The sequence below is a fragment of the Teredinibacter purpureus genome (assembly GCF_014217335.1).
GTDB classification, from domain to species: Bacteria; Pseudomonadota; Gammaproteobacteria; order Pseudomonadales; family Cellvibrionaceae; genus Teredinibacter; species Teredinibacter purpureus.
Genome location: NZ_CP060092.1, coordinates 2,092,391 through 2,116,962 on the forward strand (window position 1 = coordinate 2,092,391; position 24,572 = coordinate 2,116,962).

The 24,572-nt window shown below is 41.0% G+C and carries 36 protein-coding genes and 2 pseudogenes; 35 read left to right on the top strand and 3 right to left on the bottom strand.

What is annotated here, in order from left to right; all coding sequences use genetic code 11:
- The first annotated feature begins 35 nt into the window (after positions 1-35).
- The 13 genes from H5647_RS08995 (at position 36) to H5647_RS09055 (ending at position 8,178) form a co-directional block, all read left to right on the top strand.
- Complete coding sequence (locus H5647_RS08995) at positions 36-383, top strand: hypothetical protein (protein WP_162926343.1); 348 nt, start codon at positions 36-38, stop codon at positions 381-383.
- 273 nt (positions 384-656) lie between these two features.
- A complete protein-coding gene (locus H5647_RS09000; RefSeq protein ID WP_045857972.1) occupies positions 657-1,043 on the top strand; it encodes a hypothetical protein in 387 nt (128 codons plus the stop codon).
- 134 nt (positions 1,044-1,177) lie between these two features.
- The gene (locus H5647_RS09005) at positions 1,178-1,690 is read left to right on the top strand and encodes a hypothetical protein (RefSeq protein ID WP_045857973.1); all 513 of its coding nucleotides are present in this window, start codon (positions 1,178-1,180) and stop codon (positions 1,688-1,690) included.
- Positions 1,691-1,843: 153 nt separating this feature from the next.
- Complete coding sequence (locus tag H5647_RS09010; RefSeq protein WP_052691960.1) at positions 1,844-2,227, top strand: DUF4160 domain-containing protein; 384 nt, start codon at positions 1,844-1,846, stop codon at positions 2,225-2,227.
- A 105-nt stretch (positions 2,228-2,332) separates the two neighbouring features.
- A complete protein-coding gene (locus H5647_RS09015; protein ID WP_045857974.1) occupies positions 2,333-2,689 on the top strand; it encodes a hypothetical protein in 357 nt (118 codons plus the stop codon).
- Positions 2,690-2,831: 142 nt separating this feature from the next.
- The gene (locus H5647_RS09020) at positions 2,832-3,197 is read left to right on the top strand and encodes a hypothetical protein (protein ID WP_045856309.1); all 366 of its coding nucleotides are present in this window, start codon (positions 2,832-2,834) and stop codon (positions 3,195-3,197) included.
- A gap of 137 nt (positions 3,198-3,334) precedes the next feature.
- Positions 3,335-3,949: a hypothetical protein gene (locus H5647_RS09025; RefSeq protein ID WP_052691961.1), complete on the top strand. Its 615-nt coding sequence runs from the start codon at positions 3,335-3,337 to the stop codon at positions 3,947-3,949.
- Positions 3,950-3,991: 42 nt separating this feature from the next.
- Entirely contained in the window at positions 3,992-4,507 is a 516-nt protein-coding gene (locus H5647_RS09030) for a hypothetical protein (protein ID WP_162926344.1), read from the top strand.
- A 141-nt stretch (positions 4,508-4,648) separates the two neighbouring features.
- Positions 4,649-5,062, top strand: a complete 414-nt coding sequence (locus H5647_RS09035) for a hypothetical protein (protein ID WP_045856521.1) — start codon at positions 4,649-4,651, stop codon at positions 5,060-5,062.
- A gap of 117 nt (positions 5,063-5,179) precedes the next feature.
- On the top strand, positions 5,180-5,368 hold the full coding sequence (locus H5647_RS09040) for a hypothetical protein (RefSeq protein WP_045856709.1): 189 nt from the start codon (positions 5,180-5,182) through the stop codon (positions 5,366-5,368).
- Positions 5,369-5,671: 303 nt separating this feature from the next.
- The gene (locus H5647_RS09045) at positions 5,672-6,112 is read left to right on the top strand and encodes a hypothetical protein (RefSeq protein WP_045857976.1); all 441 of its coding nucleotides are present in this window, start codon (positions 5,672-5,674) and stop codon (positions 6,110-6,112) included.
- A 125-nt stretch (positions 6,113-6,237) separates the two neighbouring features.
- Positions 6,238-6,531: an Imm32 family immunity protein gene (locus H5647_RS09050; RefSeq protein WP_045857969.1), complete on the top strand. Its 294-nt coding sequence runs from the start codon at positions 6,238-6,240 to the stop codon at positions 6,529-6,531.
- A gap of 1,209 nt (positions 6,532-7,740) precedes the next feature.
- Positions 7,741-8,178 carry a lecithin retinol acyltransferase family protein gene (locus tag H5647_RS09055; RefSeq protein ID WP_045857978.1) on the top strand — a complete coding sequence of 146 codons (438 nt, stop codon included), beginning with the start codon at positions 7,741-7,743 and terminating at the stop codon, positions 8,176-8,178.
- 40 nt (positions 8,179-8,218) lie between these two features.
- Here H5647_RS09055 and H5647_RS09060 read toward each other — a convergent pair whose 3' ends face one another.
- Entirely contained in the window at positions 8,219-9,166 is a 948-nt protein-coding gene (locus H5647_RS09060; RefSeq protein WP_045856342.1) for an IS30 family transposase, read from the bottom strand.
- A 216-nt stretch (positions 9,167-9,382) separates the two neighbouring features.
- Here H5647_RS09060 and H5647_RS09065 point away from each other — a divergent pair, with 216 nt between their 5' ends.
- The 19 genes from H5647_RS09065 (at position 9,383) to H5647_RS09155 (ending at position 21,282) form a co-directional block, all read left to right on the top strand.
- Positions 9,383-9,700 (top strand): hypothetical protein, encoded by a 318-nt coding sequence (locus H5647_RS09065; protein WP_045857979.1) that lies wholly within the window; start codon positions 9,383-9,385, stop codon positions 9,698-9,700.
- A gap of 120 nt (positions 9,701-9,820) precedes the next feature.
- Positions 9,821-10,318 (top strand): hypothetical protein, encoded by a 498-nt coding sequence (locus H5647_RS09070; RefSeq protein WP_045857950.1) that lies wholly within the window; start codon positions 9,821-9,823, stop codon positions 10,316-10,318.
- A 31-nt stretch (positions 10,319-10,349) separates the two neighbouring features.
- The gene (locus H5647_RS09075) at positions 10,350-10,691 is read left to right on the top strand and encodes a hypothetical protein (protein ID WP_045856522.1); all 342 of its coding nucleotides are present in this window, start codon (positions 10,350-10,352) and stop codon (positions 10,689-10,691) included.
- Positions 10,692-10,948: 257 nt separating this feature from the next.
- Positions 10,949-11,251: a hypothetical protein gene (locus tag H5647_RS09080; RefSeq protein ID WP_045857980.1), complete on the top strand. Its 303-nt coding sequence runs from the start codon at positions 10,949-10,951 to the stop codon at positions 11,249-11,251.
- 116 nt (positions 11,252-11,367) lie between these two features.
- Positions 11,368-11,751 (top strand): hypothetical protein, encoded by a 384-nt coding sequence (locus H5647_RS09085; protein ID WP_045856803.1) that lies wholly within the window; start codon positions 11,368-11,370, stop codon positions 11,749-11,751.
- A gap of 106 nt (positions 11,752-11,857) precedes the next feature.
- Positions 11,858-12,223 (top strand): hypothetical protein, encoded by a 366-nt coding sequence (locus H5647_RS09090; protein WP_045856309.1) that lies wholly within the window; start codon positions 11,858-11,860, stop codon positions 12,221-12,223.
- 124 nt (positions 12,224-12,347) lie between these two features.
- Positions 12,348-12,734, top strand: coding sequence for a hypothetical protein (locus H5647_RS09095; protein WP_045857981.1), 387 nt, complete (start codon positions 12,348-12,350; stop codon positions 12,732-12,734).
- Positions 12,715-13,239 (top strand): hypothetical protein, encoded by a 525-nt coding sequence (locus tag H5647_RS09100; RefSeq protein ID WP_162926345.1) that lies wholly within the window; start codon positions 12,715-12,717, stop codon positions 13,237-13,239. The genes H5647_RS09095 and H5647_RS09100 overlap by 20 nt, the downstream gene beginning before the upstream one ends.
- Before the next feature lie 573 nt (positions 13,240-13,812).
- Positions 13,813-14,292 carry a DoxX family protein gene (locus tag H5647_RS09105; RefSeq protein ID WP_045857984.1) on the top strand — a complete coding sequence of 160 codons (480 nt, stop codon included), beginning with the start codon at positions 13,813-13,815 and terminating at the stop codon, positions 14,290-14,292.
- 88 nt (positions 14,293-14,380) lie between these two features.
- Entirely contained in the window at positions 14,381-15,331 is a 951-nt protein-coding gene (locus H5647_RS09110; RefSeq protein ID WP_045857985.1) for a hypothetical protein, read from the top strand.
- 105 nt (positions 15,332-15,436) lie between these two features.
- Complete coding sequence (locus H5647_RS09115; RefSeq protein ID WP_045857986.1) at positions 15,437-16,300, top strand: TIR domain-containing protein; 864 nt, start codon at positions 15,437-15,439, stop codon at positions 16,298-16,300.
- 94 nt (positions 16,301-16,394) lie between these two features.
- Positions 16,395-16,814 carry a hypothetical protein gene (locus H5647_RS09120; RefSeq protein ID WP_045857987.1) on the top strand — a complete coding sequence of 140 codons (420 nt, stop codon included), beginning with the start codon at positions 16,395-16,397 and terminating at the stop codon, positions 16,812-16,814.
- An 84-nt stretch (positions 16,815-16,898) separates the two neighbouring features.
- Positions 16,899-17,237, top strand: a complete 339-nt coding sequence (locus H5647_RS09125) for a hypothetical protein (RefSeq protein ID WP_045857988.1) — start codon at positions 16,899-16,901, stop codon at positions 17,235-17,237.
- Between the two features lie 143 nt (positions 17,238-17,380).
- The gene (locus H5647_RS09130) at positions 17,381-17,857 is read left to right on the top strand and encodes a hypothetical protein (RefSeq protein WP_045857989.1); all 477 of its coding nucleotides are present in this window, start codon (positions 17,381-17,383) and stop codon (positions 17,855-17,857) included.
- Between the two features lie 133 nt (positions 17,858-17,990).
- A protein-coding gene (locus H5647_RS09135) for an IS3 family transposase (RefSeq protein ID WP_236074847.1) occupies positions 17,991-19,204 on the top strand; the annotation gives its coding sequence in 2 pieces (ribosomal slippage) (positions 17,991-18,240 and positions 18,240-19,204; 1,215 coding nt in all).
- 58 nt (positions 19,205-19,262) lie between these two features.
- Positions 19,263-19,580 (top strand): hypothetical protein, encoded by a 318-nt coding sequence (locus H5647_RS09140; protein ID WP_052691962.1) that lies wholly within the window; start codon positions 19,263-19,265, stop codon positions 19,578-19,580.
- Positions 19,581-19,682: 102 nt separating this feature from the next.
- A complete protein-coding gene (locus tag H5647_RS09145) occupies positions 19,683-20,039 on the top strand; it encodes a hypothetical protein (RefSeq protein ID WP_045857991.1) in 357 nt (118 codons plus the stop codon).
- A gap of 113 nt (positions 20,040-20,152) precedes the next feature.
- Positions 20,153-20,452: a hypothetical protein gene (locus H5647_RS09150; protein WP_045857993.1), complete on the top strand. Its 300-nt coding sequence runs from the start codon at positions 20,153-20,155 to the stop codon at positions 20,450-20,452.
- Positions 20,453-20,916: 464 nt separating this feature from the next.
- Positions 20,917-21,282, top strand: coding sequence for a hypothetical protein (locus tag H5647_RS09155; protein WP_162926346.1), 366 nt, complete (start codon positions 20,917-20,919; stop codon positions 21,280-21,282).
- A 37-nt stretch (positions 21,283-21,319) separates the two neighbouring features.
- On the opposite strand, the pseudogene H5647_RS09160 reads toward H5647_RS09155, so the two are convergent.
- Positions 21,320-21,733 (bottom strand): annotated as a pseudogene (locus H5647_RS09160) (IS30 family transposase); the annotation flags it as partial.
- A gap of 73 nt (positions 21,734-21,806) precedes the next feature.
- Here H5647_RS09160 and tnpA point away from each other — a divergent pair.
- From tnpA to tnpC, 3 genes are read left to right on the top strand one after another with little or no spacing between them, the layout of a single operon-like run.
- On the top strand, positions 21,807-22,100 hold the full coding sequence (gene tnpA, locus H5647_RS09165; RefSeq protein ID WP_045857997.1) for an IS66 family insertion sequence element accessory protein TnpA: 294 nt from the start codon (positions 21,807-21,809) through the stop codon (positions 22,098-22,100).
- Positions 22,043-22,453: an IS66 family insertion sequence element accessory protein TnpB gene (gene tnpB / locus H5647_RS09170; protein WP_082087014.1), complete on the top strand. Its 411-nt coding sequence runs from the start codon at positions 22,043-22,045 to the stop codon at positions 22,451-22,453. Before tnpA ends, tnpB begins: the two co-directional genes overlap by 58 nt.
- A gap of 23 nt (positions 22,454-22,476) precedes the next feature.
- A complete protein-coding gene (tnpC, locus tag H5647_RS09175; protein WP_045857999.1) occupies positions 22,477-23,979 on the top strand; it encodes an IS66 family transposase in 1,503 nt (500 codons plus the stop codon).
- 25 nt (positions 23,980-24,004) lie between these two features.
- On the opposite strand, the pseudogene H5647_RS09180 reads toward tnpC, so the two are convergent.
- Positions 24,005-24,553, bottom strand: a pseudogene (locus H5647_RS09180) (IS30 family transposase); the annotation flags it as partial.
- Positions 24,554-24,572 lie beyond the last annotated feature (19 nt).

Consider the following 24,572-nt stretch of genomic DNA (forward strand, 5'->3'; position numbering starts at 1 on the left):
GGTAAACCAGACGTAAATTTCGGTGCGCCTTTTGGGTGGCTGCGCCACTTTACCCAAAAGCCACCCCAAAATTTACGCTGGTTACCTCGGCGTTATGTGGCCAAGGTATGAGATATATATTTTTAGCATCAATTTTATTTTCTCAATCGGCGATAGCTTGCCTATGCAATAATGAAGTGGTTTTTTATACGGGTGCTAAGGCTATTGAAGCCAAGTATCCAGAGTATAAAATTACTCGAGAAGAGTATGAGGCCGTTGAATTAGACAAGAAGTGGATGGTTCTTAGGAAAGAGCATGTATATAAAGAAAACCCAAGAGAATATCCAAGGGCATTCATATCAAAAGAGGGCTGCAAACTTGATAAAGTATTTTGGTCTAAGTAAGCACATAACAAGTTTAGCCAGCATCGCCCCTTCGGGGCTGGACCTCCGTTTCGGCGCTTCGCGCCTACACTGCGGCCGCTGCTAAAGGCGTTAGGTGCATGCCAGCATCACCCCAAAGATAAGGAAATTAGTAGAATGAGCGATAGAAAAGACACTCCAAAAAACTGCCCAGCATGCAAGGGCAGTTTCGTTACCGAAACACTATATAGCTGGATTTGTGCTGATTGTGGTGCAACCAAAGAGAATCCTACTAGCAGAGAAAAGAAATAATTTATGCCTCGCACTCAGCGAAAGCTATTAAATAGTAGCGATCTCAAGACCCTATATAGGGTTACAAGTCCGAAGCTTTCTGAAAAGCCAAAACTTCTTATGGTTATCCGTCAGGCCGGTAAAGATTGGGCTGTAGAAAACGCCCATTCCTTGCGGGGGTATCGTGGTTGTCAAACTAATCTAGAGTCACGAGTCAGGCAATATGAGTCAAATGGCTATTGGCCAGCTCAATGTGACCTTGGCATCGGCATATTTGAGGGTGAGCAACTTACCCAGGTACTAATGGCCACAGATTTAGGCCGTAAGCCCGTTAAAGATCATCAGCCAACTTTACCGCTAGATAATATTCTGGGTGCTATGGGGTTAACACGAAGTGATGTGCAGAAATAAACAAAAGCACCTAACAAGTTTAGTCATGCGACATTTATTCCGTCGCTTTTTTTGTGCTTTGATAGCACAAAAAAATCAACTACATAAATGCGCCTGCTAAAGGCGTTAGCTTTCATAAATATCGGAGAAATTAAATGGCAATAGAATTTAGTGAAATAGTAGTGCCAGTCATTAGTTCTGTTGTTACAGTGATTTTCGTGTTTTATATAAAGGGGTTTTTAAGCGACAGAAGCGCTTACTCTAAGTTACGAAAAAAGCTCGAGAATGTTGCAGGAAAGAATGCCACAATTGTTTACGCTGGGGCGGGCGATATAGGCGGTACACTGTACAAAATTATTGAGATTGGCAAGGAAGGTATTACAATTGAAAATCCGGTTCATAAAATATTTCTTCCTGTATCGCAAGTGCTTAGATTACCAATGGTTCTACCGGTGGATGACTATAAAACCATAAAGGAAGATTATGAAAAGGAGCAGCTAGAAAAAGTCAGCGGCGCTTTGTTTGACCCGCTGTTTGAAAAATTGGAAGAAAGTTTTGAGCAAAATGTAACGCAGCCAGGAAGTGAGATCGGTGCGAGCATAGAAGTCAAGGTTATTAATATCCTAGAAGAAAAAGGTCTTCTCATTGCTGCACCAAGCGAAAAGTAAAAAAGCTAACAAGTGTAGTCACCTGACACAAATTGCTACGCGCCTTTTTGTGTTTTCGCTACGCTCAATTATACACAAACGGCACTTCACAATTTGTGCAGGTGCTACAGGCGTTATGTTTTTTGAGGAGTAATTCGTATCAACTTTGATGAGGTGATCTTTAGAAAATCCATTTCGGCTAAATCTATCGTTGAGTTAGTTGAAAATTTGAATGGTTTTCTTCGTAATCCTTGCTCTATTGAAGAGGATGAAAACGGAAATTCGTTCATTCTTGAGCAACGTCAGCTTTTCGATACAATTGATGCGGTTAAAGTTGAACTGTATGCCAAAGAGCATGCACCGCCACATTTTCATATTAAGGGTAACGATGTTGACGCCTCGTTTACAATCGAAGATTGTAAGTTGTTACAAGGCAAGGCACCAAATAAAGTAGTTAAAAAGGTCAAGTATTGGCACAAGTATGCTCGACCAAAACTCATAGAATTTTGGAATGAAACTAGGCCTTATGACTGTCCAGTTGGCCCAATCAAAACATAACAAACAAATCATGGCGCAGCGAAGCTGCTGGGACCTCCGTTCCGTCGCTTCGCGCCTACACTACGGCCCCATATTTGGGCGTTATGTGTCCAACAGGAGTTACGCTTGATCGAATATTTTGGGTGGTTAAGTACAAGTTATTTGATTGATGAGTCTGAAATGTTGGCTTCGATAAAATCTATCCAAGGTGAATTTCCTGCCTCGGTATCCTATGTTGAAGGTATGAGCCATATTTCGTTTAGCGCTAACCCTATTAATGGAGAGGTTGTTCTAAACAACTTGGTTGTATTTATATCTGGTTTAGAGGTGAAGTTTTCTGGGTGCATTTATATTAATAACCCAAATTTAAATCAGTATGAGTATTTTGAAGTAATAAAGATCGTGGAAGATCGTGCAACAAGAATTCAGGACAGAAATTTTACAAAACAGGAAGCAATGAGTATATTTGGTGTAAATACTTAAATTATCAAGCGAAGTGTATCAGGCACATAACAAACATAGCCAAGTCGACATTTTTTACGGCGCTCGTTTTGTGCTGGTCGCTACGCTGGCACAAAACGAGCGCCGTAAAAAATGCGCTTGCTATGGGCGTTAGAAATAGGCCATGAAATTACTTACTAGCGTACTTTTTCTACTTGTTTTATCTGCGTGCGGTCCTATGTGGGAAGACGGTGAGTATGAAGTCTACTATATCGACGGTAATATTAATCTCGGGATAAAAATAGATGATTCTGGATCGTATCACGGTAGAGTAGATCACAAAGTTGTAGCCGTAGGTGCCGACGAAAAATATGTGGTCGCAAAGCAACTGGAGCCAGGAGTAACAGTGCCTTCGTATTTTTATATTGTAAGAGAAAAGGATAATATGTACCTCAACTCAGATGAAATTACGCAAGGGCCATTTTCCGAAGTTCGGTTTAACGAACTAAGCCAGAAGCTTGGGCTACCCAGCTTTAGCAAGGAGTTCTAGAAATTTCTAACAAGTGTGTCATAAGGACATTTTTTACTTCGCTTCGTTTTGGGGTGGCTACGCCACTTTACCCCAAAACTACACTACATAAAAAATGCCTCATACACAGGCGTTAGGGCCATTAAATTTGGAAGCTTATGAGTTATATTGATTCTTACGATCACGAATATATTGGATCATTAGGGTACCTTCCTATTTATCGTCCGCTCCAAGTCATTGAGGGTGATAAATGGGGTGGTTATGACTTTAGTGCTACTCCAGATAATCTTATTCTTGGTGGCGGTAGCGGTGAACACCCCGGTCTTGTTTTTCATAAGTTTGGAAGCCTAGCGGCCAGGTTTTTATACGATCAAATTACAGACGAAGAAGAGGAATCCATTCCCAAAGAGGATATGGATTACGTTATTGATCAGTGCTATGCAGACGATATTCTAGAATTCTGTAGTTGGTCTATAAGACAGTACGCCAACCTAAAAGAAATGGCAGAATCAATAACTTTCACTACTCCCTTGGGTGAAGATGAAGAAGTTGAAGAATGGCTGTGCAAATCGCTCGGCGAGCTGGTCTATTATTCTCTTTTCGATCTAAATCCTGAGCATAATAAACTAAAAGGTATCTTTGATCGCTTTGAGATTCGAGCTTCAATGCAAAATATCGCATGTGTTCCCCCAGGTTATCCTTTGTGTGGTGGTCGTAGAGTAGAGAGCGGTGAATTAAAATGGGGGCTGCATCGTTGGCTAGTAAAGCCCTAACAAGTGCAGCTTGCCGGACTTGGGTAAACTGTCACCTTTTTCGTGCTACGCAGCAAAAAAGCCGCCAGTTCACCCAAGCCGCAACTGCAGGCGTTAGGGCTCCCAATGCTTGAAGATCTCAATAAATTCTCAAAGAAAATAGCAGCTCAAGTATTTGATAAGTTTCCTCAATGGGAAAGTCTTGCGGGCATCAGAGAAGATGATGGTGAAAAAGTTTTACTAATTAAGGTTACTCCGCCTACCGGAGATACGGAGTGCCCTTTAAGCATTGATACTATCCAAGATGAGGTAACGGTAGCATTTGATGCATATCACGCGCATTTCTGGGACTTCGAAAACCCGGAAGGAGGCGATGCATTGTCCTTCATTAATTTACTATTGTCGGATGAGTATGCAGTCGTAAGCTATTGGCGTGATGACAGATGGTGTGGCTCTACGCTTTTACATGAAAGTGAATTTCCATCCGAAAATACGGAGTACCCTTACGCCAATGCTATAAAAATTAGGTCTTGGTCAGGGAGTCACAATAATGACATTCGGTGTACCCCTAAAGATTAAGGCCCTAACAAGGCCAGTCAGCCTCGCCCACGTTGTGGGCTGGACAGCTTACACTCCGCACCTTTTGTGTTCGCTTCGCTCATTGTTTCACAAAAGGTGCTCCATGTAAGCTGCCGCTGCTGGCGGCGTTAGGCTATCAAAATGAATAAGATACTATTTGCGCTAACTTTAGTTCTCGTTTGTGTAGCACCTGGTATAGCCAGTGCCGTATTTTTTGGGAAGTATTTTTCCAGTATGCTCGATGAGCGCAAAGAAGAAACCCGATTGCAAGAATTGGCTTATTCCCAGTTATTGCTAGAAAATATTGATGCGGAAAAGTACGCTTCAGCCCGAGAAAGGGCTATGTCAATGATTACAGCATCTATATTTACGGTGGACCCGAAAAACGCCTATGAATTTAAATATAGGGACGCTTGCTTGTTGCATCAAAAAATCTATAAGTACCGTGAAGAATTTCCAGAAAAATATATACCCGGAACTGAACTAGAAGAAAATGTTCAAAAAATATTGGAAATGTGGAGTAAACAAGACTGTAACGTTGAGCCCGAAGCCTAACAAAGCAATCTACCGGACTTCCACTGCGTTGCTTCGTTTGTGGTTTAACGCTACGCTACCACAAACAAACCAACTCCGTTCCTGCCCGTAATTGCGGCGTTATGACTTAAGGCAACTATGAAGTATATTTTCCTTTTCTTTGTTTTTTTATCCATTAATACATTCGCGTGTATTGTTGGGCCTGTTCAGCTTAATGTTTCCGAACCCAATGGCTTTAACTTCGTTGAGAAAGAGTCTGAGTTTTACGAATCGGTCACCGAAATTAGTATTACAGCCCCATTAAAGTATAAGGGTGAACCCTTTTAGCTAGGAATCTATTCAATAAGCCTAAATGGAAAGTTGGTTGGTAAATCTATTCATTCATCAATAAATGAATCAGGTGTACCTGAATTCCTTGGGTATGTAAGCAATAAACCTGGTTTTAGCTACAGTGTTTCGTTCTTGTATGGTGAGGGTCGGTGTAAATCTTATGAGTTTACTGCTAGCAATGAAAAATAGTCATAACAAAAGTAGCCAATTGACCTCCGTAAGCTGTCTTGGTTTTTGCAATAAGACGCAAAAACACAAGCCAACTTACTCCGGCAATTGCTACTGGCGTTAGGCTTTAGCATGAATCAAATTCGATATTTAATTCTTATTCTCTTATTGGGCGTATCTATGGTCTCGAAGTCTGAGTCAGAAATGAGGTTTGACTGTGACGAACCCAAAAATGAACAGTTTGATGGAGTGTCAATAAAAATCACTCACTGCATAGACTCTTCTGGCCCAGATAGTAATGGAGCCTATGAATTTTATTATGACTATGAAACCATTTATTTTGAGTTGGGGAGTGAATCCGTATCGGGTAAAAGGTACGCAGATACGCCTGAAGAGGCGTCCTTGATACGTATTAAAGACTTAAGCGGAGAACGATTACTAGAAGGTTCGGATCTCAAAAAAGAACTAATAAAAATATCGGTCTCTTATCTAATGGCGAACGGTGCTAAATCAGTAAAGTACTTAGATCGGTCAAATGCTATTAGTGGTTATAGCGTGGTGCCTAGTGAATAAGCCTAACAAAAAGTTCAACCTGACCTCCGCTGCGTCGTTTGTTTTTTTTGCTTCACGCTACGCTACCATAAAAACAAACAACTCCGCTTCGGCAGGTTAACTTGGCGTTAAAACTCAGAGTCATTATGAGCAAGAATAAAGAATACTTACTTAGTGTTTCAACAGATAAAGATGGAAGCCAGGTTTTTATCCATGCTGACATAAATGGAATCTTGGCTTTAGAAAAAAGCATCGCATTTCTTAAGAGAAAGCTTGCTGAAAACGAGTGTGATCATGATCATTTTCATTCTGAGTCATGGGCTGGTGATGAGCTCTCCGAAACAATGTTGGAACAGGAGAAGGAGGCGGGCTGTAAACAAGTACATCACGTCAAGATATATGGATGGAATCAAGAGTGGAAAATAAATCACAATTTGTAGTACGTTTTAACAAGGTTAGCCAACCTCGCCCGCAAGCGGGCTGGACCTCCGTTCCGGTATTTGTTTGTGTTGGCCGCTTACGCTAACACAAACAAATACCTACACTACGGCCGTTGCTAACGGCGTTAAATAGCTCGGCAACATACTATTTATACGGCGTGAAGATTTCAGTTTTAAACTTACATTTTTAGCTGTGTAGTGGTTTTAAATATTATGCTAGTTTCATAACGAAACAGTTCGTTTAGCTCTACCAGCATTAAACCGTGCAAACCACTCTAAAAGTCTGTTTTAGTATTTTAAGTTTTACTGGTTGCAAGCATATTTTAGTAACTCGTAAAAAGTGTTATTTTCGAGCGGGTAGTTTTAATGAAGAAAAAAGCAGAGCGGGGTAGTGATGTAAAGTTTACCGGTCGTTCTTCTTAGAGTTTTCAGGTTTAGCGTTTACGGGTGTTCATGTAGCGTTGTTCGCCACTTTGGTAGCAAGGCTCCATTTGCGTTCCGCAACGCAGTGTTGGTGTTGTTTGGTGTATCGCCATTTAACAAGGCCATCATGCTGCGCCAGCAAGCTGGCTGGACAAATTTTCCGTTGTTTGTTTTGTGCTTTAACGCTACGCTAGCACAAAAAAACAACTCCAAATTTGCCGCATATGGCGGCGTTAAATAGCTCGGCAACATACTATTTATACGGCGTGAAGATTTCAGTTTTAAACTTACATTTTTAGCTGTGTAGTGGTTTTAAATATAATGCTAGTTTCATAACGAAACAGTTCGTTTAGCTCTACCAGCATTAAACCGTGCAAACCACTCTAAAAGTCTGTTTTAGTATTTTAAGTTTTACTGGTTGCAAGCATATTTTAGTAACTCGTAAAAAGTGTTATTTTCGAGCGGGTAGTTTTAATGAAGAAAAAAGCAGAGCGGGGTAGTGGTGTAAAGTTTACCGGTCGTTCTTCTTAGGGTTTTCAGGTTTAGCGTTTACGGGTGTTCATGTAGCGTTGTTCGCCACTTTGGTAGCAAAGCTCCATTTGCGTTCCGCAACGCAGTGTTGGTGTTGTTTGGTGTATCGCCATTTAACAAGGCCATCATGCTGCGCCAGCAAGCTGGCTGGACAAATTTTCCGTTGTTTGTTTTGTGCTTTAACGCTACGCTAGCACAAAAAAACAACTCCAAATTTGCCGCATATGGCGGCGTTAGAAGTCCCAAGGGAGTCATATGAACCTTCAGCAAATCGATGTAACAGGATGCAGAATAGTTGGTGCAATTACCAAAGAGCTTGGTCATGCAGGTCCAAAGCATCATGGCGTGATCTTAGGTAAGTCTGAAATTGACAGAGAAGTCTATATTGCTGAAAGTATGAATTTCGGTTATCAGGCCTGTACCTATTCTGACTTCTATTCCCGGTATTCTAAAAATGGTCAAATTATTGTCCAGCCAAATGACGGTCAACTCGAAAATGTATCCGTGGCACAACGTGCAATAGAGGAACTAAGGCGCGGTGGCAAAGGTGCGTATGACCTAATCACTAATAATTGCGAATGTTTTGTAAATCGTGCTATGCACGATAAATCTATCAGTAGCCAAGTAATTAATACGGCTATTGGCATTACGGTTTTGGCTGGTTTGGTTTATGTTATCAAAAATGCTAAATAGAAAAACTCCCAGGTTATCAACTGAAGTGCAATGAAAGTGATTAACGAACATAGACTGCCTCCGGTGTTTCCATATTTAAACATTTTCTAGGTCGTCGGTTAAGTTTCATTGCAATTTTATCGCAATCCTTTTGAGTTATGCTCTTCATTGATTCTCCTTTAGGTAAATATTGTCGTATGAGACCGTTGGTATTTTCGTTTAACCCTCTTTCCCATGAGTGGTAGGGGTTGGCAAAGTAAAATGTTGAGTTAGTGACGTCTTCAATTTTTTTGTATTGATGAAACTCGGTACCGTTATCAGCGGTAATTGTTTTTACCTGATTAACCTGTTTTTTGATTAGCTGAATAACTTTTCGATTTAACTCGTCAGTCGTACGGTTCCTAATTTTGCCAATGATCGTGTATTTACTTTTTCGATCAACTAACGTGACAATTGAATGTTGATCGCGTGAACCATGAACGGTATCAATTTCGAAATGACCGATTCGGCTCTTATTTTCTGCCCCTAGAGGTCGCTCAGAGATATGGGCCTTATTGGCTAAAACGCCTCTAGAGTCAGGGCTTCTATATCTTTTTCGGCGTTTCTTGCTTGATTGACGTAAGTGCTTATAGAGATCCCCTGAATAAAACATGTTGTACCAAATATAGCGATAAATGGTCGAATGGCTGATCGATAATATATTGCACTTCTTAAGCCACAAGGAAACTTGTTCTGGGCTCCAATCGAGGCGTATTAAGGCGATGACCATCTGAAGCTCGGTATCATTGAATTGCCATTTACGACGAGACTCCCTCCGTATTCGAGAGGTACGTTTTACTGCTCGCGCTGCGCAGTATTTACCGTCTGGGCGACGATTTCGTTTTAACTCTCTGGAGATCGTGCAAGGATCGCGGCCTAAGGCCCGTGCAATATAGGCTTGAGATTTACGTTGCTTTAAATAGGCCGCTATAGTATATCTTTCATCAGTGGTGAGCTGGTGGTACATCATGAGGTCCCTCTTCTTGCCGGTCGAGAAAAACCATGAGTATCCCAGTTCACCCTATATAAAGGAAGATGCAGGCGCGTTGCACTTACTTTGCGAATTCGGCACTTCTAACAAGGCCAGTCAATCTGACCTCCGTAAGCAGTCTTCTTTTTTGCAAAAACACGCAAAAAAGCAGCCAGCTCACTCCAGCAGTTGCTGGCGGCGTTAAGGCTCATAAGAATGAAGCATCTATTTATAGCCATAGTGTTAATGCTAATAAGTGCATGTGGTTCAATTGATCGTAAAATGGTGTATTGGGAGTCTGAGCTAAGTAAGCATACTCCGATCGGTACATTGAAATCAGATGTTGCAAGTTATCTAGACACCCAAAAAAAGCTGGAGCATGGCTGCCATCGAAAGGAACTTCAGTGTTATGCACTAGATCGCGACGTTGAAAGCTATATATTTGTTACTTTCAGCGCTGTATTGGTTTTTATCTTCGATGAAGAAAAAAAGTTAAAGTCCTATGAAATTAATAAAAGTGGTGATGGGCCCTAACCTTAACAAGTCAAAGCACGCGGACTTGGTAAAGCTGTCATCTTTTTTGTACCAAAAAAGCCGCCAACTTCACCAAGCCGGTGTTTGAGGCGTTACACGTAAAAGGAAGTATGAGGTTATATGGAAGTTCTTTTAGAGCCAGCTGTAATCGTTAGTCTTATTGGCAGCCTGCTTATTGCGATGCTATCAAAAAGACTAGCTGGATTAGGTGAGTTTTTTCTAGGCCATGTGTCATTGATTCCATCAAAGGCCATTGGCCGAATCCGAGTGTTGAAGTGGCGCTATAGAAAGAATTTAATACTCAGCGCAAGAAATCAGCACAGAGTTACGTGGGCTATTGTAAGAACCTACTCATTTTTAATATTTTTCGTATTGGTAATCGTTCTTTATCTGTTACTAATAACAATTGGCCCCTTAAAAGGTATAGGTAATCTACCTGGGTCAGTGCAGGCATTTATAGCGGCTCCAATTTATATTATTGAGGTATTGTGGTTGCTCCAAAAAGAAAAAGCGCAAGATTTAATTAAAGTAGCGGAAAAACGTGTAACAAGGCTATCAAAAATCGTTCCGGCCAAAAAAACGGCCTCCACTGGACGCGCTAACGCGCGCCTTTTATAGCGGCGTTATACAAAAAGGTAAGGAGATTTTCATGTTTAAAAATAGAATACTTTTTAGTTTTCTTGTTGTTTCATTGTATGGCTGCAATTTTGACTATGATTCTGGGTCAACTAATACGTCAGTATCGTTCGGTAACCCTGTTTCATTAGCATGTTTTAAGAAAAATATTGGTAATATAAAAAATCTGTCCATTTCATCCGAAACTGATAGTAAGATTGAGCTTTCTTCTTCGGGTATAAAATCAATTATTGAATTCAAAAATGAAAACGCTATGGTTACGTCTTATTCTATTAAAACAACCACTGAAAAATCAAAGGACTCAGGTGTTCATAAGGTTATTGAAACAGAGCTTAGTGCTAAGTGCTTGGAATGATCTAAAGTTTAAATCTGTGAACGTTAGGAAATTGTATAACAAGTCGTTGCAGCACCGTTCCGCTTCGCTACACTGGACAGTTTTTAAGTCGCGGTTTTATGGTTTGCTGCGCAAAAGTATTCCATAAAACCACAACTTAAAAACTGCCGCTGAACTCGGCGTTCTGTGTAACAAGGATTTTGGTTTGAAATATATAGCAGTATGTTTTTTTCCTTTGTTTAAATTCACTTGAGTGCAAGGCGGAAAGTATTGGGTACATGAGTATAGAGCTATTATATGATTCAAAATCTGTAGATGAGTGTAAATTTCTTGGTGATATGATTGGCTCTAAAACGAATGTTTCATTGTCTTCCCATGAAGGTGAAGCAATTGTTCTTGGTCTTCTAAATGGCTGGCGTCACGAAGCCTATTTGTCTGGTGCAAATGTACTAAATATAGAGAGGGTATACTTACAGGAAGGCCAAGAGTATAACTCTGAAATGAACGGTTTTTATCGTACATCTGCACATGATCAAAACAGAGTCATTCTATATCCTAAGGCATACATATGTGCCAAGTAACACAGAACAAGACCAGTCAATCTGACCTCCGTAAACTGTCTTCTTTTTTGCAAAAAGACGCAAAAAACCAGCCAATTTACTCCGGCAGTTGCTGGCGGCGTTAGCACTCAAAACATATGAATTATCGAGTTACTTTAAGCAATTACAAAGAAGATAAATATTATCCCAAAGTTGTTGGTGTCGTTTCCGAAATACTTGAGTGTGAGCGAGTAGTAAAAACAATTGATGTATTTCACAAGATCGGTGTATTGTCCGAAGAAAATATCAAAAAGTGGAATGCTGGGCAGGTGGGCTATCTAGAGACTGTGATCGAATGCAATCTAAGCAAAGCAAATCGAATTATGGCTGTACTTGGTTTTCATTCACATGATCTCAATCTAGCAAAGTCCACTAATTTTGTAAAACGTAAAGGTCAGTATTTACGCTTCACAAAGTCAGGGGCTAAAAAAATGGAGGAATGCTATGCTCGGCAGTATAGTATCGTTGGCAAAAAGTGCTAACAAGGCCAGTCAATCTGACCTCCGTAAACTGTCTTCTTTTTTGCAAAAATAAGCAAAAAAGCAGCCAATTTACTCCGGCAGTTGCTGGCGGCGTTAGAAATAGGCCATGAAATTACTTACTAGCGTACTTTTTCTACTTGTTTTATCTGCGTGCGGTCCTATGTGGGAAGACGGTGAGTATGAAGTCTACTATATCGACGGTAATATTAATCTCGGGATAAAAATAGATGATTCTGGATCGTATCACGGTAGAGTAGATCACAAAGTTGTAGCCGTAGGTGCCGACGAAAAATATGTGGTCGCAAAGCAACTGGAGCCAGGAGTAACAGTGCCTTCGTATTTTTATATTGTAAGAGAAAAGGATAATATGTACCTCAACTCAGATGAAATTACGCAAGGGCCATTTTCCGAAGTTCGGTTTAACGAACTAAGCCAGAAGCTTGGGCTACCCAGCTTTAGCAAGGAGTTCTAGAAATTTCTAACAAGTGTGTCATAAGGACATTTTTTACTTCGCTTCGTTTTGGGGTGGCTACGCCACTTTACCCCAAAACTACACTACATAAAAAATGCCTCATACACAGGCGTTAGGGAGCAGCATGCACAGAATCTTATTACTTATCTTAATAGTTCAAATTGTGGCGGGCTGTAGTAGCACTTTGAATTTGACTGTTTGGGAGAGAGAATACTCCTCAGATATTAGAGCCGATGTTAAGGATGCCTTAATTTCGTGCGGTTATACGGAAATAGGTAGTGAAAATAATTCAGATTTGTATCAACATAATAAATTTGGAGAACAACTTTATTGCATTAGCTCGAGTGATGGTGTGACTAAAATAACAGCTGTCTTATTCAAACCGGCGCTGTTTCAAAGTGGTCCAGCAAAACAGGCTTTTGACAAAATAGAGAAAATTGGCTTAAAAAATGGAGCCAAGATAAATAGCACGGTCATACATAAGGAATACATTGAAGGAGCATGTCCCTAACAAAGCTATCATGCATCGCCAGCAAGCTGGCTGGACAAACTTTCCGGTGCTCGATTTTGTGGCGGAAAAGCATGCCACAAAACAATCACCAAAAAGTTTGCCGCATATAGCGGCGTTACATTTACCCATGAAAAAACATATTTCACTGTTAATACTGCTCTTTTCAAATTGCTCATTGTCATGTGATGATTTGGAGATCCCACAACGAATGGAGTGGTCTTCAAATAATGAAAAGATCGAATTGTTTATATCGGTTCCTGAGTATTACAAAGAGCATAAATATGTAAGTGGCACACTTACAAGTGGTAAAATACAAGTTGCCTTGAGCTTCACCAGAATAGATTATATTGGTTGGGTATCGACAACAGTTATTGGAAGCAAAGAATTCTTTAATGCAGCTAATTTGTCGGTAAATTACAAGAAACTTGGTAGCTACAATAAGGAAAGTAATAGTTTCTCGTTTGTTGGCTGCTATGCGGAGTACAATATCGAGCTAAAAATGTAACAAATCGCTGCACTCGGACGCATATTGCTACGCTCGTTTTTATGTATGTCGCGGTGCTCCATTTTACATAAAAACGCTCTCCGCAATATGCGCCGGTGAGCTCGGCGTTAGGTGCACAATTATGCTCATGGTTTTAAATATATGAATAAAGCCGATGAAGACATTATAAGGATATTAAAAAACGTTTTTCAGCTCCGAAAAATCGACCCTATGGTGTCTGATCACAATGCACGGATATGGATGATTCGGTCTTTCTTTGTGTTGTCACTACTATGTATCGTCTTGAGAGTATTTTTGGCGTTCGAGGGTAGGGAAATAACGGCAGAGATTTCAAAATTCATAAACACCCCAATCGCATTTTTCTTCACAATGCTTTTCTGGCACCTTAACAATGAATCAGAAAATTCAAGCTTCATTATGTTTTTTCTTACTTGGGTCGCATTAATGCTAGGATTGTATGTTTAATTATTTAAAGCACCTAACAAGTCGGTCAATGAACGCCTGCGGCTGGACCTCCTTACGCTTCGCTTCAGTCGGCCCATTACCGAGGCGTTATGGCTCAATGAGGGAATTATGACTACTCCAATAATCGTACTAATTTTATTAACCTTACCTTTAGTTGTGGCCTTTCTTATTTCTAAAGTAAGAGGCTTAGAATTAAATGTATGTTTGTTCACTTTCTGGGGGCTGGGTATAGCGTTTATATTTTTCTCCATAGGGCACATTGTTAAAACTGAGAGTATGGTAGAAATGCTACCTATTTGGGTTCCATTTCGACAAGCGGTAATTTATTTGACGGGTTTGCTAGAGGTGGTGATAGGGATCGCTTTATTTATTCCAAAATTTCAGGTCAATGCAGCAAAATCTGCAATCATCGTCCTTGTAATATTTTTTCCAGCCAATATTTATGCAGCATTCAATAGTATAGGTCTTGGCGGTCATCAATGGGGGCCTATTTATCTATTAATTCGAGTACCCTTGCAGTTTATTTTAATTGCATGGGCTTATTTTTTGTGCATAAAAGTCCATAACAAATTACTGCATCGGACGTAGTAAGCTTGTCATATTTTTTGAAAAATACTCAAAAAATCCGCCAAGCTCACCACGCCGCTGAGCAAGGCGTTAACTGTCACAAGGGAGTATGTGCTTGTACCAAAAAGAAGTGAATAATCTCAGAGATGAGATCGCAAGAGATCTTAGGTTTAGTGCTCGTTCGTACTACACCATTGGTATGGGTGTATTTCATGAATCAAGAATGAAAGGCTGGGTAGATTTCCAGCCTGCAATAGGAAATATAGCCATTAGTGTAGAGCTTCTTCTAAAGGCTGTTGTAGCTCAAAAAGCTCTTAGAATGCTTTATTCAAACCTCCCTGATGAAGCACAGCTATTATTATGCTACCCAGAGGCACTAACGAAAGAGCACAATGCGCTATCGTATATAAGCGATATGAAAAGTTTTTCTTTCAAAGCAATTGAACTAGATAAGTCAATTTCGCTTTTTTATCATTTCTTTCCTGAACTAAAGCAGGAATACAAGCAGTTTTTCACCTCGCTCTCATCAGTAAGAAATATCAGCGTTCATGCGTCGGTCCCAGACTTTCAAAAATATGAGTTAGAACGTATTGCGTACTTTTCAACTAGGCTATTTATCGCAATTTCAGAGCTAGATGTATTTAAATATTTCAAAACGAAAGTAGATGACAAAACAGGGAATTTTCTCAAATACTACGAAGACGAGAAAGTTAAAAAAGTTAAGACGGCCCTCGATAAAGCTAGAGATAAAGTAAAACGCGGGAATCTAGACGAACCTAGCTATTCTTCTACAGATTGGGACTCAATGAACTTGGAATGTCCGATATGCGACAATCCAGCATTCTTATACGGAGAGACAGAAGAAACAATAGATGAGAATGGTGTCGATCTAACATTTCAGTGTGAGAGCTTCTCTTGTGAAGCTTGCGGCCTAGAGCTAGAAGATTATGAAGAGTTAGAGCTAGCAGGAATCGATTCATCCCATGATAGGAACGAGGACGTTGATCAATGGGTTGAGGAACACCATCATGAATACCACGACGAGCACGAGCGGTGGTGACAGTTAACAAGGCCAGCCAGAGGGACCAAAAAACCGCCGCTTCGCTTTGGTTTTTCGGCCCCTGCTGGCGGCGTTATACGCTTAAGATAGTGCAAAGGAATCAATATGAGTGACAAACCAACAGTATTTATTGCTTCTTCATCTGAAGCTATTTCAGTTGCGGAAGCTGTTCATATAAAGCTTGGGCAAGAAATGAGGGTAAAGCTGTGGGAAAATGCTTTTGATTTGTCGTCGATTACGATTACCACCCTTATAGGAAAGACAAAAGAAGCAGACTATGCTGTCTTTGTGTTCCATCCTGACGACAAAACTCTAATAAGAGAAAAAGAATATAGCTCGGTAAGAGACAATGTTGTTCTAGAGCTAGGAATGTTTATCGGTGCGCTGGGGCTTGAAAAATGCTTCATTTTGGTTCCAAAATCAGCAGAAACTACCTTTCGATTACCTACAGATCTTGCAGGCGTAACCGCTACTTTTTACGACGACCAAGAGCCTGACTTAACAGATGCAGTTACAGGAAGTTGCGCAAAGATAAAGCAGTCTGTTAAAAAACTTGAAGCTGCTAAAACCAAGACAGAGACTACCAGTGAGGCTGAAACTTTAAGGCAGCAGCTGCACAGCACGCAATCACAAATATGGAGTATGAATCACGACATCCAGCGAGCAAATGAGCAATCTCAATCTCTATTAGAATCAATCAAACTTCATTTCTTTTCAATTGCAAAACCAGCTACCCCGGCAGAAATAAAGGCTTGGGAAGATGGTGCAAAAGCCAGCTACCTTAAAGAAGTAAAAATCCGGGATCATGGTGTGTACTTTGTAGATAGAGAAGTGATTATCCCCCCACTTCATGGCGCTGGATCAATTTCAATTATCGTCAATTCGGGCGTAAAGGTTTATGGAATAGACAAATGGAGTCATAACAGCATCTACTATATGGATGGGTTCAGAACCGATGCGCGCGTATAACAAAGCTATCAAAAATCGTTCCGGCCAAAAAACGGCCTCCACTGGACGCGCTAACGCGCGCCTTTTATAGCGGCGTTAGTTTTTCAGGAAGGTTATGGCAAAAATTAATCTACTTATTACTTTATACTTAGTATGTCCCTTAGCTTTTGGAGAAGTTGAGTTTAGTTGTAGTCCAAAAGAGGTATCAAACGGAGATGTTTTAAATTTCTCGATTTCTGTTCCTCATGGGGGATATTTTGGGGTAAAAACTCCTGACGATAATTGGATGTTTATAGTTTATCCTGCTCCTGATGAGGATTTTCCATCTCTTTACCATGCAGAAAAATTTAAGAATATTAGTAGCTTTGAGATCAGTGTTAATAATGCCGTTGCAGCCCCCGTCAAATGGACGCCAGTTAGAAAGAATATAAAAATATTTGGTGAGCCGGGAGTATATATCTTCATGCATAGTTTTAACCTTGAATCTGAAGGATATGGAATTGATGAATGTAAAGTTCTCTACAAAGAAAACTAACAAGCCAAGCCAGCAGGACTTATTTTGCTGTCGCTTCGCTCCAAAACGCAAAATAAGCCTCTGCTTGGGGCGTTATGCATTTATATGAAATGGAAAATTCTTAACAAAGTATCAGCCATTTTTCTTTTAATTCTGCTGTTAGCGGTCATTGCTGATTTGTTCGTGTTTGCCACTGTAGAGTATGGAAGAAAAGGTATAGAGTTTGTGGGTTGTTACGCTTACGACGCAATGCTTATAGGTTTTGAATGCCAAGGGTTTTCTGGAAGCTCAATAGTTGCTTCATGGTTAAATTGGCCACTGTGGTTAGTTTTTGCTCCCATGTTCGCTATTTTTAGTATAAAGGCGTTTGTGGTTGCGATTTTGGTTTGGTTGCCGCTAGTCGCTTACATTATTTCAGTATTTAAAATTAATCGGCATAAGTAATGCATAACAAGTTGCTCAACCATCGCTCTGCCTTCGGCTCCGCTGGACAGCCAAAGTGGCGATGCTTTTGTGCATTCGCTACGCTCACTGTGGCACAAAAGCATCGCCACTTTGTCTGCCGGTTAGCAAGGCGTTAGAGCACTATGGATATATACGAAACACCAAAAAGTGAAGCTCTCATTGAAGGGAACCCGTCATTAAAGAGATCTCTGTGGTTACTAGTACCCATCAATTTATATCTTTGGTGGAAACTGTATAGCTATATTGATTTATATGTTTGGTCCTTAGGTGAATCAAGCTTGATAGAAATGCTTACCTTGAGTATAAATATTCCAGTGTATGTATCTGGAATCCTTTATGTTTTTTATATTAAAGTGTCACCACGCTTGTTCTGGAAAATTTGGGTTCTAATTGCCATTGGCGATGAGTTAAGAGTTTGTATTTTCGAGTTTGGGAATATTTACGAAGCCGTTATATATGGTGGTCCAGTATTCCCTTTGTATTTTATAGGTGTGTTATACGCTTTCGGCCTCAATAGAATGTGGGTTGCACGATATCGCTTTGGCAGGTTCAGCTCTAACAAGTTAATCCAGCTGACCGCTAAAGCGTCAGCTGATTAAGACGTTAAGTGTCAAAACCATGATTAAGCATATAGCTATAATTTTCTTCTTAATGTTGATTCTAATTGTAGTGGTCTAATAGCACCGGACACTTTAATGAGAGACAATATTAGTCAACAATTAAGGTGTCATTATGAGTCAGAAGCGTACTTACAAGCAGTACCCGAAAGAGTTTAAGGAAGAGGCCGTTGCGCTTGTTCGAGAACAAGGCTATTCCGTTCCTGAGGCCGCTAAATCGTTGGGTATCGCAACCAACATGCTCTACAAATGGAAAGAAAAGGTGGAGTCTAGTGAGGCAGGTGAAGTGCTGGCCGAGGATGAGAGAGTCGAGCTTAAGCGCTTGCGCAAGGAAAACAAAGAGCTGCGCATGGAGAAAGAGATTTTAAAAAAGGCCAGTGCCTTCTTTGCGAAAGAAATGAAGTAAAGTACGATTTCATTCAGACTGAATCACCTCGCTTTCCTGTAGTTATGTTGTGTCGCGTGATGGGCGTTGGAAAAACGTCCTATTACGATTGGCTTAAGCGCCCAGGCACAGTGATAACAAGCGATACCTTGCACCTACACCGTAGGATGAAGTGGCTTTTCGAGCAGAGTCGCAATAGCCTGGGTAGTCGCGAGATGATGAAGAAATTACGCGAAGAAGGCTTTCAGATTGGTCGTTATCGGGTTCGTAACTTGATGCGCAAGCTTGGCTTAAGGGTCACTCAGCGAACCGCCTATAAAGTGACAACTAAACGCAAAACCTCGGATGCCGTAGCCGACAACTTGCTGAATCAGAATTTTAACCCAGTGGGGCCGAATCAAATTTGGGCGGGCGATGTCACTTACCTGAAGACCGGCGAAGGTTGGATGTATTTGGCGATTGTTATGGATTTGTACTCGCGTCGAATTGTTGGTTGGTACATTGATAAGCGCATGACAACTAATTTAGTGAGCAAGGCCCTGATAAAGGCCTACAACCTAAGACAGCCGCCTAAAAGCTTAGTTTTTCATAGCGATAGAGGCTCACAATATACCAGTAAGCGCTATCGAAAACTTCTAGCGGCTTACGATATGCGGGCGAGTATGGGAGACGTTGGTGCCTGTTGGGATAATGCGGTTGTTGAACGCTTCTTCGGAAGCCTTAAACACGATTGGATATTTAAGATTGCGCAGCCGACAAGAGCGCACATGAAGACTGACGTGGGCAAATATATGCGCTACTACAATGTACATCGTTTGCATTCGGCGAATGAAGATTTATCGCCAATAAAATACGAAGAATCCAAGTATGTGCTGCAAAATGGAAGAGTCGGTTCTGCTCGAACAGAGCAGGTTCGACACTTCGATTCTGCAGCCAACAAGTGAAGCGCGTTAGCAGGGAATTTATAAAAAATAGGTGTCCGGTTTTACTTGACAAGAACAAATGTCTATTGGAACGGTAGGTTTGTATAAGCTGGTTGGCACCTATTCAGGTCAAGATGCAATGTGCCTGTCTGGCATTGTGGCAGGCATAGTTGTTGGGCTTTGGTATGGAAAATCTCAGGGGCTGGGAGTAGTTTTTCCTATTAATTTAAGTGCGGTCGCGATTAGCGCTCCTTTGGTAGTATTGTCATTAGTGTTTTCTCACTTGGGCCAAGATCTTGTAGAATCATTGGCATATTTTAGCGTAGGTTTTTCACTTTTGTTTTTCTTTATTGTCGGTTTAGGTTGGGGTAAGCACTTAACAAGGGTAGCCAATTGACCTCCGTAAGCTGTCTTGGTTTTTGCAAAAAGATGCAAAAACACAATCCACCTCACTCCGGCAATTGCTACCGGCGTTATGTGCAACCAAGGATAAACAATCATGCCAGCAATAACAGAAAATATATTATGGGGTTTTGGTGGGTTTATTCTAGGTGTGTATTTCAAGACTTTTGTGTCAGAATTTTCTAAAGATTCGTACAAGTATATAAAGCAAAGGATTAGATTCTGGCTTCAATCTGAACATGAAGTAGAAGAAGACTTTAAATCAACAATATACGCACCGCAAAACTACGCCTGGATTCCAGCGGAAAATTTGGAGAATAAGCTAAGTCATAAATGGTTCTATCATCCACATCCAAAATTTGGCGGAAAATGTATAAAAGTCGTTGGTGATGCTAAGTTTCCTAAAAAGGAGTACTTAATGGTAGTGGCCGGAGCAAAGAAAATATGCACATAACAAGGCCAGTCAATCTGAACTCCGTAAACTGTCTTCTTTTTTGCAAAAGGACGCAAAAAAGCAGCCAATTCACTCCGTCAGTTGCTGGCGGCGTTAACTGTATTTACGGAGTCATGACTAAAAGTAAATGGGTTGCAATAAGAATTGTCCTGGCGGCTGTATTAGTAATTGCTATTTCGCTCTTCTTTGAGGCTAGCTTTTATCTGTCCCTTATTCTCGTGGCGGGGCTGGGTATATTCGGTGAAATAATCCACATGCCAGAAAATATGCCGGGAGCCGCAGATAATCCTGATGGTAGTGAATTGCATCCAACGAAAACAATTTTCATAGGTTTGGTTGTAGTTCTTGTTTTAGTTGGTTTGGGGGTTTTGTTTCCAGGTTTATATAGCTATGGTTTTGGCACAAACAGTTAACAAAGCTATCAAAAATCGTTCCGGCCAAAAAACGGCCTCCACTGGACGCGCTAACGCGCGCCTTTTATAGCGGCGTTATAAGGCCAATTAATGCTAGAGTCGTTGTTTAAGATCTTTGTATTCCTCATTGCAGGCTCTTGGCTGTGTTTCTGGCCTGCACAGATGATGTATACATTATCTAGGTTTCAGGTATTTGTATTTCGTATAGCCCCGTTTATGTTTTCTAATAAATTTAAAACTGAAGAGGGGGCATCTATTTCAATGTTCAATGAAAGAGCCATTAGGGCCTTCGGATTCTGTAATTTCTTTATCGCCATAGTTTTAGCAACAAAGGCGCAGTGGTGATACGTCTTATAACAAGTGGTTCCTGGCGAGGTTTTTTCCGTGCCTTATTTTGTGCTAAGGCACAAAATAAGGCACGGAAAAAACCCGCCAGAACCAAGCGTTATGCATCAAGGAATATCATGAAGAATATTACACTAATCCTTCTAGCTTTCTTTTCGCTAAATACTTGGTCACAAGAAACGGAAGAAGTTGAAACTAGAGAAGTTCCTGTAGAACTACTAAACGAGCTGCATGCGATCTCACAAATGTTTGTATATGAAGGTATACAAAATTCACTAGATCGTGCTGCTCAAGCACATCTATTTTATATTTTAGCTAAAAATGATGACCCTATAGCCATGGAAGTGGTTCTGAGGGCAACGCTACAGTCAATGAAAGCTGATATTGAGCTAGTTTTAGAGTCTGGATATTCTAAAGAGCATCAGAAGAAGAGAGCGCAGAAAATGCTAGATGAGCTATATAAGTCAGGCGTATTTAAAAAGTAAAATGCCCAGGTTATCAACTGAAGTGCAATGAAAGTGATTAACGAACATAGACTGCCTCCGGTGTTTCCATATTTAAACATTTTCTAGGTCGTCGGTTAAGTTTCATTGCAATTTTATCGCAATCCTTTTGAGTTATGCTCTTCATTGATTCTCCTTTAGGTAAATATTGTCGTATGAGACCGTTGGTATTTTCGTTTAACCCTCTTTCCCATGAGTGGTAGGGGTTGGCAAAGTAAAATGTTGAGTTAGTGACGTCTTCAATTTTTTTGTATTGATGAAACTCGGTACCGTTATCAGCGGTAATTGTTTTTACCTGATTAACCTGTTTTTTGATTAGCTGAATAACTTTTCGATTTAACTCGTCAGTCGTACGGTTCCTAATTTTGCCAATGATCGTGTATTTACTTTTTCGATCAACTAACGTGACAATTGAATGTTGATCGTAAGCGCCAAACCAACCACACCTTATCGAGACCTCAATAACCCGATATTCTAATGCCTCCCATAACACCGAAGGAGGCATCATGAGAAAATACCGTAAATACGATTGGCCAAAGCTAATTGTAGATTTTGAGGCTAGCGATAAAACCCAAACTCAATTTTGCAAGGAGCGTGACATAAACTCACGCTATTTCAATCAACAGCTACATAAACACCGCAACCAAGATAAAACCAAGTTCATCGAGTTGGAGGTCGAGCCGCAGCAAACGGCCACCGCAAAAACCAGCCTAATAATCGTCGTAGGTCGATGTAAAATCGAATGCCCTACCAGCATGCCGTTACAGTCTTTTACGACTCTAGTGCACAGTCTCGCATGATTAAGTGGTCAAACTCCATCAACGTTTATTTGCATCGAGACCCTGTGGACTTCAGAAAAGCCATTAACGGTCTATCGTTGATCGTATCAGATGATATGGCGTTATCACCTTTTGACCGCGCCATTTTCGTTTTCTGTAATAAGCGCCGCTCTCAGCTCAAAGTACTTTATTGGGATGAAACAGGCTTCGTTCTCTGGCAAAAGCGCTTAGAGAAAGAGAAGTTTAAATGGCCAAAGCGCTCAAGTAGCGAAACCATAAAAATCGATAGTGAACAATGGCATTGGCTATTACGCGGGTTCGATATCACACAAATAAAACCTCATAAGCAGCTCATCTATAGTGCTGTAGGATAGGTATTTTGGTATAATCCACAGCCATGAATGACGTGGCGAAGCTAGAAAAAGAAAATGAATTATTGCGAGAAGAGCTTGCAAGGCGTGATGTGCAAGTAGAATCGTTAAAGGAACAAATCCGTCTTTTTCTTCATAAAAAATTTTCCGCTTCCAGCGAAAAAATATCACCAGATCAACTCGGCCTCTTTAACGAGGCTGAATCTCTCGCCGAAGATGTATCCACTGAGGATGAATCGGTAACAACAACCGTAAAATCGCACGAGCGAGAATGCAAGCCGCGCGTCAGCATTCCTGATGAGCTCCCTAGGGAAGATATTATTCACGACCTTCCCGAAGAAGATAAAGTCTGCCCTCATGACGGAACAGAACTTGAGGTTATCGGTAGCGATGACCTTGAGCAATTAGATATTATTCCAGCTCAAATAAAAGTCATTCGTCATCGTCGACTCAAATACGCTTGCCCTTGCTGCGAAGGCCACATAAAAACAGCCGCGCGCTCAGTGAAACTCCCGATCGAGAAGAGCATTGCAAGTCCAGGGCTTCTAGCTTACATTGCGACGCAAAAATATTGCGATGCATTGCCACTTTATCGCCAAAGTGAGATGTTTAAGCGGATCGGCATTGAACTAGATCGTACAAACCTGGCGAATTGGATGGTTAAAGTCGGTGATCTTGTTCAGCCACTGATTGATTCATTGCAAAGTTACTTACAGCAAAAAGAATTATTACATCTGGATGAAACCACGCTGCAAGTTTTAGATGAGCCGGGAAAGAAAGCGCAAAGTAAAAGTTATCTATGGCTAATGGCAAGCTTCGGAGATCAACCGGTGCTCCTTTATCATTACTCACCTTCGCGATCACAAGAAACACCCAATGCGTTTTTATCCAATCAAACAAAAGCCATAATGGTCGACGGTTACGATGGCTATCAGCCTGCTTGTAATAGTTATGACATAGTACGCTTAGGTTGCTGGGCGCATGCACGCCGAAAGTTTATAGAAGCCCAAAAGGCCCAACTGAAGAAAAAAACAGGAAAAGCAGACGTAGCAATAAACTATATACAAAAACTTTATCAAATCGAATCTAGAACTAAACATGATCCCCCGGATAAGCGCTTTGAAATCAGGCAAAAGGAGGCCAAACCAACCCTGGAAAAACTAAGAAAATGGTTGGATAAAAGTTTATTAACGGTGCCGCCGAAAACAGCTTTGGGTAAAGCTCTTGTGTATCTCGCTAATCAATGGAATAGGCTTACCAATTACGTTGAAGACGGCTCGTACCCGATTGATAATAATGCAGCTGAGCGTTCAATACGCCCATTTACGATCGGCAGGAAAAACTGGCTCTTTGCAAAAAGTCAGGCTGGCGCACGTGCCAGTGCAAATATCTATAGTCTGGTAGAAACGGCAAAGGCGAACGGGTTGAATCCCTATGAATACTTGCGCCATGTGTTTGAAACGGTGCCAAACCTAAGTAGTGATAACACTATGGGTTCTTTGCTACCTTGGAATGTAGTGCTGGATTAACCTGAGGTTGGTTTGGCGCTTACTGTTGATCGCGTGAACCATGAACGGTATCAATTTCGAAATGACCGATTCGGCTCTTATTTTCTGCCCCTAGAGGTCGCTCAGAGATATGGGCCTTATTGGCTAAAACGCCTCTAGAGTCAGGGCTTCTATATCTTTTTCGGCGTTTCTTGCTTGATTGACGTAAGTGCTTATAGAGATCCCCTGAATAAAACATGTTGTACCAAATATAGCGATAAATGGTCGAATGGCTGATTGATAATATATTGCACTTCTTAAGCCACAAGGAAACTTGTTCTGGGCTCCAATCGAGGCGTATTAAGGCGATGACCATCTGAAGCTCGGTATCATTGAATTGCCATTTACGACGAGATTCCCTCCGTATTCGAGAGGTACGTTTTACTGCTCGCGCTGCGCAGTATTTACCGTCTGGGCGACGATTTCGTTTTAACTCTCTGGAGATCGTGCAAGGATCGCGGCCTAAGGCCCGTGCAATATAGGCTTGAGATTTACGTTGCTTTAAATAGGCCGCTATAGTATATCTTTCATCAGTGGTGAGCTGGTGGTACATCATGAGGTTCCTCTTCTTGCCG